This window comes from Pseudomonas sp. TWI929 (genome assembly GCF_039673335.1).
Lineage (GTDB): Bacteria > Pseudomonadota > Gammaproteobacteria > Pseudomonadales > Pseudomonadaceae > Aquipseudomonas.
This window is the reverse complement of the sequence record NZ_JBDJLK010000131.1, coordinates 1-10,226: the sequence shown is the minus strand read 5'-3', so window position 1 is coordinate 10,226 and position 10,226 is coordinate 1. Positions and strand designations below refer to the sequence as shown.

The window sequence follows — 10,226 nt, the reverse complement described above, 5'->3', positions numbered from 1 at the left end:
GCGTCCCCCTGGGGGCGCGCCCCGGCGCCGCGATAGGGGTGCGAAGCGCCCCCCACACGCCCGAATCTGTCCACTACTCAGGCACTCACCCCAATGAGGCCAGAGCAATGCCAGCCCCCACCCCCTCAGCCCAGATAGACACCCACATCGCCGCCCACCCCGACTGGCGCGGCATCACCCTCGCTCACCTGCGCAAACTGATCCACCAGGCAGACCCGGAGGTGGTGGAAGAGGTCAAATGGCGCGGCGTCCCCGTCTGGTCCCACGCCGGCATCCTCTGCACCGGTGAAATCTACAAGGACAAGCTCAAGCTGACCTTCGCCAAGGGCGCACGGCTGGATGACCCGACAAAGCTGTTCAACGCCAGCCTCGATGGCAATACGCGTAGAGCCATCGACCTGTTCGAAGGTGGCACGCTCGATGAACAGGCCTTCAAGGCTCTGATCCAGAGTGCAGTGGCGGTAAATCTGGCCAAGCCCTGACTGGACCGCTCGGCTTGGCAAACTGGCAATGCCCCGGCATATACCGCATACTTGTCGGCAAACGCCGAATTAGGAGTCTGCCATGCTTGCCGAAGTGCTTCGCGACAACGGTTACCACGAGTACCGGGCGCGCCTGCAGGCGCTGCTGGAAATTCCCGAGCTTGCCAGCGACTTTGAAATCCACACCCGCATCACCCATGGCTTTGCCGCCACCTGGCTGGTGAGGCTGACCGAACTCGGTGTGTTCACGCCCGTGGAACGTGACCAGATCATTCCGCTGCGCACCCTGAAAACCCGCATCGAACGTGACCAGCCGCTGACCGTGGAAGAAAGCGATAGGCTGTTTCGCTCGGCCCATATCACCGCCATGGCTGAAGCCGTGTTCGGCGAAGCCGACAAGGCCAAGCGCTGGCTGTCCAAGCCCAAGGAGCGCTTCTCGGGGCTGACGCCGATGCAAATGCTGACCACCCAGCAAGGCACCACCCAGGTCGAGGAGATGCTGTTGCAGGTCGCTGAGGGCTTTGGCCTGTGATTCTATGGCGCATCAGCGCCTATGCAGACTTGAGCGGTACCGGCGGCTTGCGTGTCAGCGGGCGTTGGCACCAGGCGGGGCGGCCGGTGGTGTATGCAGCCACCAGCCCATCGGGGGCCATGCTCGAAGTGCTGGTGCATCTGGAGATCGACCCCGAGGATTTCCCCACCACCCTGCGCCTGATCCGCATCGAATTGCCCGACACGGTTTCGCAAGCGCAGCTGCCCGTCTTGCAGCCCGGCTGGTCCGCGCAGACCGAGCTTACCCGGGGCCTGGGCAACCGCTTTCTGGACGACTGTTCAGCATTGCTGCTGCCGGTGCCTAGCGCGATCATGCCCAGCACCACCAATTACCTGTTCAACCCCCGCCACCCGCAGGCGCAGAGCGCGACGATCCAGGTCGAGGACTTCACCCCGGACAGCCGCTTGTTCTGACGCGTGTTTACCACAGTGCTGCCGATGCGGCGGCCAGCACCCGGCCAAACACTTCAAGCGCCTTGTCCACTTCGGCCTCAGTGCTGAAACGGCCGATGCTCAAGCGCACGCTGTTGCGTGCCTGGCGCTCATCCAGCCCCAGTGCCAGCAGTACATGCGAGGCTGCATTGCTCGCCGAGTTGCAGGCCGAGGTGGTCGACAGCGCCAGTTCGCTGGCCAGCGCCGTGCTGTTGAAGCCATTACTGTCGATGCACACGTTCAAAGTGTGGGGAATACGTTGGCTGGCGCAGCCGTTGAGGGTGACCCCTGGCAAGGCCAGCAGGCCTTCGCGCAGGCGCTCGGCCAACTGTTCAAGGCGCTGGTGCTCGCTGTCGCCGGGTTGGCCGGCCAGGGCAAAGGCGCTGCCCATGCCAGCGATCTGGTGGGTCGCCAGGGTGCCGGAACGCAGGCCCTGCTCATGGCCGCCTCCGTGTATCTGCGCACGCATCAGTGTGCGGGCGCGCGGCCCCACATACAGTGCACCGATACCCTTTGGCCCATACACCTTGTGCGCCGAGAACGACATCAGGTCCACGGCCATGGCGCCCAGGTCGATGGCCAGTTTGCCCACGGCCTGCGCCGCATCCACGTGCAACAGGGCGCCGTGAGCGCGTACCTGTTCGCCAATCGCGGCAAAATCGGTAACTGTGCCCAGTTCGTTGTTGACCGCCATCAGCGATACCAGGCGAGTATTGGCGCGCAACGCCGCCTGCACGGCAGCGGGCTGGATCAAGCCGGCGGCATCTGGCGCAAGGCGGGTAACAGCCCAGCCCTGGCGTTCCAGTTCGGCAACCGTGTCGAGCACGGCCTTGTGCTCCAGCTGGCTGGTGATCAGGTGCCCAGGCTGGCCGATACCGTGGGCGATGCCCTTGAGCGCCAGGTTGTTCGATTCGGTTGCACCCGAGGTCCAGACCAGTGTCTCGGTTTGCGCACCGACGCGCTCGGCCACTTGCTGGCGGGCCTGCTCCACGGTTTGGCGAGCGGCTTGCCCGAAGGCATGGCCACTTGACGCTGGGTTGCCGAAGTTGGCCTGGCTGCCCAGGCAGGCGAGCATGGTTTCGATGACCCGGTCGTCGACTGGGGTAGTAGCGGCGTAATCGAAGTAGAGCGGGGCGCTAGGCATTGGGGCGGGTCCATGTCTGTCACCGTGAAATCGGCGATCGTTGGAGTAAGCGTACCCGCCACTGGTGAGATATTTTTCGCTTCCTACAGCCTATCTTTCGAGATGCGTAGGAAAAAATTCTCTCAAAATTTATTTTTGTAGGATTTTATTATTTCACTGGAGAGAGGCCATGAATGGCCCCTCTGGTAGTGCCTTCAAGCGGGTTCCAAGGCTTTCTCTTCCTCGGCTACCACGCGTTCGCACAACTCGGTGATTTGCTCGCGCATCCAGCGGTTGGCCGGGTCCTGGTCGGTGCTTTCATGCCAGTACAGGTGTGTTTCCAGCGCGGGCACTTCCACCGGCAGTGGGTGGTATCGCAACTGATGGCGGCGGGCGAAGCGCTCGGGGACGGTCATTGCCATGTCGGTTTGCTGCAGCACCTGCGAGGCCATCAGGTAATGCTGTGAGCGCAGGGCGACCTTGCGCTGTACGCCCATCTTGCCCAGCGCCAGGTCGACATAACCCAGGCCATTGCGGCGGCTGGAAATGTGGATATGGGTCATGCCCAGGTAACTGTCGAGGGTCAGCTTGCTGTCGGCCAGCGGGTGACCCTGGCGCAAGGCACATACGTAGCGGTCCTGCATCAGCTTGACGTGGCGCACCTGCGGGTCGGTATTCAACGGCGCGTCGATGGCGAAGTCCAGGCGGCCGGCGGCGAGTTCCTTGGTGGTCTCGCGGCGTTTGCACAGGAAGCTCTCGATCAGCACCGCCGGTGCCAGACGGCGCAGGCGCTGGAACAGCGGTGGCAGGATCACCGCCTCGGTCAGGTCGGTCATGCTGATGCGGAAGGTTTTGTTGGCCTGTTGCGGGTTGAAGATGCGGCTTTCCTGCACCGACGTGCGCAGCAGCGCCAGGGCGTTGCGTACCGGGCCGATGATGTTCTGCGCCATGGGCGTGGGCACCATGCCTTGTGCGGTGCGCACGAACAGCGGGTCGTTGAAGGTTTCGCGCAACCGCGACAGGGCGTTGGACACCGCTGGCTGGGTAATGCCGACAATCTGCCCGGCGCGGGTCAGGTTGGCTTCGGTGTAGATCGCATCGAACACGATGAACAGGTTGAGGTCGACCTTGCTGAGGTTCATGGGCGCCGCTCTTTGTTGGAGTTATTGGTCGATCATATATCGGTTATGAATGTTTATACACGCGGAAAATAGACTAGGTGGATGGGGCCTTGCTGCTCTAGGCTCTGGCCCATGTACTCCGAACCGTGAAGGTAGCCCCGATGGATTTCGCCTATTCGCCCAAGGTCCAGGCACTGCGCGAGCGCGTCACAGCGTTCATGGACGCCTATGTCTACCCCGCCGAGGCGGTGTTCGAGCGTCAGGTCGCCGAGGGTGACCGCTGGCAGCCCACTGCAATCATGGAAGAGCTCAAGGCCAAAGCCCGCGCCGAAGGGCTGTGGAACCTGTTCCTGCCCGAGTCGGAATACGGCGCCGGCCTGAGCAACCTGGAATACGCCCCGCTGGCGGAAATCATGGGCCGTTCGCTACTCGGCCCGGAGCCGTTCAACTGCTCGGCACCAGACACCGGCAACATGGAAGTGCTAGTGCGCTATGGCAGTGAAGCGCAGAAGCGCCAGTGGCTGGAGCCGCTGCTGCGTGGCGAGATCCGTTCGGCGTTCGCCATGACCGAGCCGGACGTGGCCTCTTCGGACGCCACCAACATGGCCGCCACTGCCGTGCGTGAGGGTGACCAATGGGTGATCAACGGCCGCAAGTGGTGGACCTCCGGTGCCTGCGACCCGCGCTGCAAGGTGATGATCTTCATGGGCCTGTCCGACCCTGAAGGGCCACGCCACCAGCAGCACTCGATGGTGCTGGTGCCGACCGATGCGCCCGGCGTGAAGATCGTTCGCCCGCTACCCGTGTTTGGTTACGACGATGCGCCGCATGGCCACGCCGAAGTGCTGTTCGAGAACGTGCGGGTGCCGTACGAGAACGTGATTCTAGGCGAGGGCCGTGGTTTCGAGATTGCTCAGGGTCGCTTGGGCCCAGGCCGCATCCACCACTGCATGCGCTCGATCGGCATGGCCGAGCGCGCGCTGGAGCTGATGTGCAAGCGCTCGGTCGAACGCACCGCCTTCGGCCGGCCACTGGCTCGCCTGGGTGGCAACGTCGACAAGATCGCCGACTCGCGCATGGAGATCGACATGGCCCGGCTGCTGACGCTGAAGGCGGCCTATATGATGGACACGGTTGGCAACAAAGTGGCGCGTAGCGAGATTGCACAAATCAAGGTGGTGGCGCCGAATGTGGCGTTGAAGGTGATTGACCGGGCGATCCAGATACATGGCGGGGCAGGGGTGAGCGGCGACTTCCCGCTGGCTTACATGTATGCCATGCAGCGCACCCTGCGCCTGGCCGACGGGCCGGATGAAGTGCACCGGGCCGCGATTGGCAAGTATGAGATTGGCAAGTATGTGCCGGCGGAGATGATGCGTAACGGGCGGTGATTCAGCGACCTTTTCGCCAAACTGAAGTTATGCGCAATACCTGTCGGAGTGGCCTTGTGTCGCGAAAGGGCTGCACAGTAGCCCCAGGATTTCAGCTTCGCAGCATAAGTCGCTGGGGCTGCTATGCAGCCCTATCGCGACACAAGGCCGCTCCTACAGATGGCCGGTTTTCGACTTTTACATCGGGAATTAGCTGAAAAAAGATGGGCAGAACTTGTGCTGTAGGAAACTTTATTCTCGCCAGTAAGAAACAGTTAGGTCGGTTCTCAGATGGCTAACTTGGGCTGGTTTGTAGGAAACATCTGATTTTCGACCCAAGCCGCTTGTATCTCCCGTGCTGATGTTAGGTTTTAACCTCAACTTCGTGCACAGGGAGTTTGCATATGCGCACCAGTCTAGAGGGAAAAGGTCAGGCAGTAGATGGCGATGTCACCACAACGGGTGCTGTCTGTATTGCAACGGGGGCAGGCTATCTTGACGAGGGCCGAATGGTGCTGCGCGAAGGCGATCGCACCACGCCATGCCCTCTATGCGGGCAGGAGGGGATGGTCGCCGAAGGGGTGGACCATTTTATCTCCGATGGCCGGCGGGTGGCCATGGACGGTGCGCTGGTTGTCTGTGGCTGCTCGCCGGGCAGTAATCGGGTAGTTGCACCGGTAAATGAAGTACCGCCGTCCAGGCATTTCATTGCAGGGCGCGCGAATACCCACTTTGCCGAGCCATCAACTCCCGTTTACGCCGAACGTTTCTCCCAACCCGCAGCCGTTGCGATGCCAGGTACCCTGGAGCCTGGGTTTTACGTAGTTCCGCGACACATGTCATTCGCACAGGTACTGCTGGAATTGACCGGGCACGATGCCTCGTTGCCAATTTCCCGGCTGCAGCGGCTTAACCCGACGTTTGAGCAAGGCTTCAAGGCAGGGGAAATCTTCGTAATCGGAGACCCTGACAATGGCGATGCCTGCACCCGCGAGGAAGGCCAGCTGATGGCGGCTGCGCAGCACGCACGCCGTGCGCTGGCGGTGCTGGATTTCACCGAAGCGGACTTCATGATGCAGCACCAGGCCGAAATCGCCGGCTTGCTCGGCAACGCCAGCCAGTCCATGGGCGTGGGCACGGACATGCTGAAACAAGGGCTGAAGCAGGTCAGTCATACGCTGACCAGTATCGAGCAGCTGCATCAGCGCGAGTTTATGCGCCATGGGAATTTGAACAGCCCCAGCTTCTTTGCCGAACGGCGCAAGCTGCTGCACGAACTGGATGGTCAGCTGAAGGCTGCATTGCTTAACAAACAGCTGAACCTGGGGAGTTATGAGCGGCTTAAGAAGAGCTTGAATATTTCGACCAAGAGCCTTGTGCATCATTGGTCCAAGGCCGGCGGGCCGGGGCAGATTCCGGGGTATGCGACGCATCTGGACAAGGTGGCGCGGCTTGGCAAGTACCTTGAATATGGAGGGTATGCTGCGATTGGGTTGGGCGGGACATCTTCGTATCTAAAAGTGCAAGAGGTCTGTCGCGCTGGTGAGACTGAAGATTGTAAAAAGGTCAGATTTACCGAGACGGGAGGTTTTGCTACTGGAGCTGCCGGAGCAATGCTAAGCAGCTTAGGGGCAAATCTTGTATCTGGAACAATCTGTGCCGCTATTACCATGGGGTCGGCAGGTCTGGCTGCGCCGGTATGCGGCATAGTGCTGGTGGGCGCCAGCGGCATGGCTGGAGGAGTGCTGGGTGGGATGCTCGGTGAGTCGATAGGCGAGTCTATTTACGAGGCAACCAGTGATTGACATTACTGACTGGCAACCACTCGCTAAAGTGGCGATTCTACTAAGTCCTTTTGCTATAGGCATACCTGGGGTAGTCCTTAGTGCTGTCTCGACGTTGACCAAAGATTACGACGTGGCCTGCTCGGCCATCACCAGTAACCCCTATTTTGAAAGCATCAAGCGTGTCTGGGGTTCCGGGTCATTTAAGTGGCGCTGGATGACACTTTCTACGGTAAGTGGGTTAGTTGCATTTCCGTGGCTAGCGCTGCGAATGGGGCAACTGGATGCTGGCGAGTTAAATGCGTTTCCGCAGAAACTTAAGCGTAGGTTGAAAATTTCAGCTTGGCTAAGCATGACTGGCTTCATATGGATGGTGTTTGTATGGGCATTATTTAAGATCAAGTAGAGGAATTCAGACCCGCATCTGCGGGTCTTCCTCTTTCTGGTCGACTGTACAATCGGCATTTGCAGGTTGCTCCAGTGACTGATCTACGACAGCCACCTTCTCCCCCCGCGTCTTGATCAACGAAACCACCACCCCACCCAGCAACAACCCAAACGTCACCCCCAACGACAGCAACGCCGGCACCTTGCCCACCATGCCGTGATAGAAAATCTTGCAACCAATAAAGATCAACACCAGCGCCAGCGCGTACTTGAGGTACACAAACCGGTGCATCAGCGCCGACAGAGCAAAGTACAGCGAGCGCAGCCCAAGAATGGCGAAGATGTTCGAGGTGTAAACAATGAACGGGTCCTGGGTAATGGCGAAGATCGCCGGCACGCTGTCGACGGCGAATACCAGGTCGGCCAGCTCGATCAGCACCAGCGCCAGGAACAACGGTGTCGCGTAACGCAGCGCCTTGCTGTGCCCGGGCGGGGTCTGGCGGATGAAGAAGTGCGAGCCGTGGATCTGGTCGGTGACCCGCATGTGCCGGCGCACGAACTTGATGATCGGGTTGTTGTCCAGGTCCGGGTGGCTGTCTTCCTTCGACAGCGCCATCTTCACTCCGGTAAACAGCAGGAAGGCGCCGAACAGGTACAGCACCCAGGCAAAGTTCTGCACCAGTGCCGCGCCTACGCCGATCATGATCGCCCGCAGGAACACCACCCCGAGGATGCCCCAGAACAGCACGCGGTGCTGGTAGCGGCGGGGGATGGCGAAGTAGCTGAAGATCATCGCCATGACGAACACGTTGTCCATCGACAGCGACTGCTCGACCAGGAAGCCGGTGTAGAACTCCAGCGCCGGCTGTGCGCCCAGCTGGTACCAGACCCCGGCGCCAAACAGCACGCCGACGCTGAAGTAGCCTGAATACAGCAGCAGGCTCTCGCGCATTTCGATTTCCCGGTCGTGGCGGTGCAGCACGCCCAGGTCGAGCACCAGCAAGCCGATGACGATGGCCATGAACACCAGCCACAACCAGGCGCTGGTACCGAGGAAAGGAGTGGTGAGAAATGCCTGCAGAGCTGTCATGAGCCCCTCCTTGAATGTCGACGTTGCATGGCAACAGTGATCCGACATGGCGGCCTGGCAGCCGTCAGAGGGGCCCGGTATCACATGGGCTTGAGCCTAGACCCGTTTGCCAGTGATGCCGAATGGGGAGCTGTTACATTTCTTTGCCAGGGTCGACCCGGGTGGTTTGGCAATGCGGTCATTTGTAGGAGCGGCCTTGTGTCGCGAAAGGGCTGCAAAGCAGCCCCGGCGATTTATGCGAAAACGCTGAAACCCCGGGGCCGCTACGCGCCCCATCCGACCGGTCCGGCGCCCCGGCAAGGCCGCCCCACAGGGATCGCGCAGGCTTTTCAAATTTTGAGCAAGACAGTTGCTCCCACATTCTGGTGATGAGGTTCAATAAACCCATACTTCCACACGCCGGTTACGCAGTCGCCCTTGCTCCAGTTCATTCCCGGCCACCGGCAATTCATCACCCATGCCAGTCACCTCCAGCACCTCCACACCATCGCGCGCCAACTCGCGGCGCACCGCCTGCGCGCGCAGGCGCGACAGCAGCGCGGCGCGGCCGGGCGTTTCCTTGGGGTCGCCAAACCCCACCAGCACCGCCTTGCTCTGCAGCTTGCCGGCCTGGCGCAGGTACTCGGCCACCCGCTGCACATCGCGCAGGGCCTTGTTGTCGAGGCTGGCGCTGCCTTCCTGGAAGCGGAAGTTCACGCTCAGCCTTTGTGCCTGTTGGGCCAGGGTGCGATAACGTGGCGGCATGTCGACCTGGGGCGGCACGGGCTGGGCTTTGATCTGCTGCGAAACAAAACCCTGCTCGGCGACGATCGCCTGGCCGGCCGGGCTCTGGGCGAAATCAGCCAGGGCTTTGGCCTGGGGCTTGGGGTTGGCCGGCAGGTAGAAGTACAGGCGCCGTGACAACGGGTAGTCCTCGCTGGCCACCAGTGCGCGCTCCGGCAGCATGGCCGGCGCGTCGCCTTCAGCCACCGCCAGTACCTTGGCCCCGTGTACCGCAGCCAGGCTGCTGAAGCCAATGGCCTGGCGGTCGGCACCCACCCGCGCGGCCAGTTCGTCACTGGATTCGAAGCGCCGGGCCTTGGTCGACAGTTCGCCATGCTGGGGCTCCAGTACCAGCGCCTTGAAGGTCTCAAAGGTGCCGGAGCGGTCGTCACGGGCGTACAGGTGGATGGCCCCGCCGGTTACGCCTAGTTGCTCCCAGCGCTGGATCTGCCCGGAGAAAATCTGCGCCAGTTGCCCTGTGGTAAGTTGTGGCAGCGGGTTGTCGGGGTGGACGATAACCGCGACGCCGTCCAGGCCAATGACTTGCTCGGCAACGGCCGCGCGCAGGTCGCCCAAGGCCCGTAGCTGGCGCACCTCGTTGTCGTTGATTGGCCGCGAGGCGGCGGCGAGATCGGCCTCGCCTCGGCCTAGAGCGACGAAGCCGGTGCTGGAACCGTGGGCGGCGATGTCGATGCGCACAGGTTGGCCATGCGCGTCGCGCGCGGTGATCACGGTTTCGTTGGGCAGTTTGCCCGGTTGCTGTTCGATGGCGCTGGCTTGCTGTGCGCGCAGTTGGCCTTGCACCAGTGCCGGCAGCAAGGCAGCACCGATGGTGTTGGAGCCTTGCGCACGCATGTGCGTGGGCTCGGCCAGGGTTGCCAGCGGTAGCAGGGTGAGCAGCAAGACAAGCAGGCGGGGCATGCCGGGTGGCCCAATGGCATAGAGTTGGCCGGCAGATTACGACAGTGGCGTGATGATAATGTGACAGTCCGTAGGGGCACTGTCTGATGCCTGTCAGCTAGTTTCAATGGGCTGCTATGCAGCCCATCGCCGGGGCAACCACCCCCCCCCCAAAACACCCACCCAAACAAAAAGAAACAAACCCCAAGGAGCAGGCAGGTAC

General features: G+C 61.5%; 10 protein-coding genes. 6 read left to right on the top strand and 4 right to left on the bottom strand.

Annotated features, from left to right (window positions below; all coding sequences use genetic code 11):
* Positions 1 to 107 precede the first annotated feature (107 nt).
* The 3 genes from ABE456_RS27255 to ABE456_RS27245 all read left to right on the top strand — a co-directional run bounded on the left by ABE456_RS27255 (position 108) and on the right by ABE456_RS27245 (position 1,448).
* Entirely contained in the window at positions 108 to 482 is a 375-nt protein-coding gene (locus ABE456_RS27255; RefSeq protein WP_346646695.1) for a DUF1801 domain-containing protein, read from the top strand.
* Positions 483 to 564: 82 nt separating this feature from the next.
* The gene (locus tag ABE456_RS27250) at positions 565 to 1,014 is read left to right on the top strand and encodes an antitoxin Xre/MbcA/ParS toxin-binding domain-containing protein (RefSeq protein WP_346646694.1); all 450 of its coding nucleotides are present in this window, start codon (positions 565 to 567) and stop codon (positions 1,012 to 1,014) included.
* Positions 1,011 to 1,448, top strand: a complete 438-nt coding sequence (locus ABE456_RS27245) for an RES family NAD+ phosphorylase (RefSeq protein ID WP_346646693.1) — start codon at positions 1,011 to 1,013, stop codon at positions 1,446 to 1,448. Before ABE456_RS27250 ends, ABE456_RS27245 begins: the two co-directional genes overlap by 4 nt.
* A 7-nt stretch (positions 1,449 to 1,455) precedes the next feature.
* On the opposite strand, the gene ABE456_RS27240 is transcribed toward ABE456_RS27245, so the two are convergent.
* A complete protein-coding gene (locus ABE456_RS27240; RefSeq protein ID WP_346646692.1) occupies positions 1,456 to 2,610 on the bottom strand; it encodes an aminotransferase class V-fold PLP-dependent enzyme in 1,155 nt (384 codons plus the stop codon).
* Between the two features lie 194 nt (positions 2,611 to 2,804).
* Positions 2,805 to 3,731, bottom strand: coding sequence for a LysR family transcriptional regulator (locus ABE456_RS27235; protein WP_346646691.1), 927 nt, complete (start codon positions 3,729 to 3,731; stop codon positions 2,805 to 2,807).
* Between the two features lie 140 nt (positions 3,732 to 3,871).
* Here ABE456_RS27235 and ABE456_RS27230 point away from each other — a divergent pair, with 140 nt between their 5' ends.
* The 3 genes from ABE456_RS27230 (at position 3,872) to ABE456_RS27220 (ending at position 7,270) form a co-directional block, all read left to right on the top strand.
* Positions 3,872 to 5,101 carry an acyl-CoA dehydrogenase gene (locus ABE456_RS27230; RefSeq protein ID WP_346646690.1) on the top strand — a complete coding sequence of 410 codons (1,230 nt, stop codon included), beginning with the start codon at positions 3,872 to 3,874 and terminating at the stop codon, positions 5,099 to 5,101.
* 383 nt (positions 5,102 to 5,484) lie between these two features.
* Positions 5,485 to 6,885, top strand: a complete 1,401-nt coding sequence (locus ABE456_RS27225; protein WP_346646689.1) for a PAAR domain-containing protein — start codon at positions 5,485 to 5,487, stop codon at positions 6,883 to 6,885.
* Positions 6,878 to 7,270: a hypothetical protein gene (locus tag ABE456_RS27220; RefSeq protein WP_346646688.1), complete on the top strand. Its 393-nt coding sequence runs from the start codon at positions 6,878 to 6,880 to the stop codon at positions 7,268 to 7,270. Before ABE456_RS27225 ends, ABE456_RS27220 begins: the two co-directional genes overlap by 8 nt.
* Before the next feature lie 6 nt (positions 7,271 to 7,276).
* On the opposite strand, the gene ABE456_RS27215 is transcribed toward ABE456_RS27220, so the two are convergent.
* A complete protein-coding gene (locus ABE456_RS27215; RefSeq protein WP_346646687.1) occupies positions 7,277 to 8,341 on the bottom strand; it encodes a TerC family protein in 1,065 nt (354 codons plus the stop codon).
* 375 nt (positions 8,342 to 8,716) lie between these two features.
* Positions 8,717 to 10,024 (bottom strand): phosphate ABC transporter substrate-binding/OmpA family protein, encoded by a 1,308-nt coding sequence (locus ABE456_RS27210; protein WP_346646686.1) that lies wholly within the window; start codon positions 10,022 to 10,024, stop codon positions 8,717 to 8,719.
* Positions 10,025 to 10,226 lie beyond the last annotated feature (202 nt).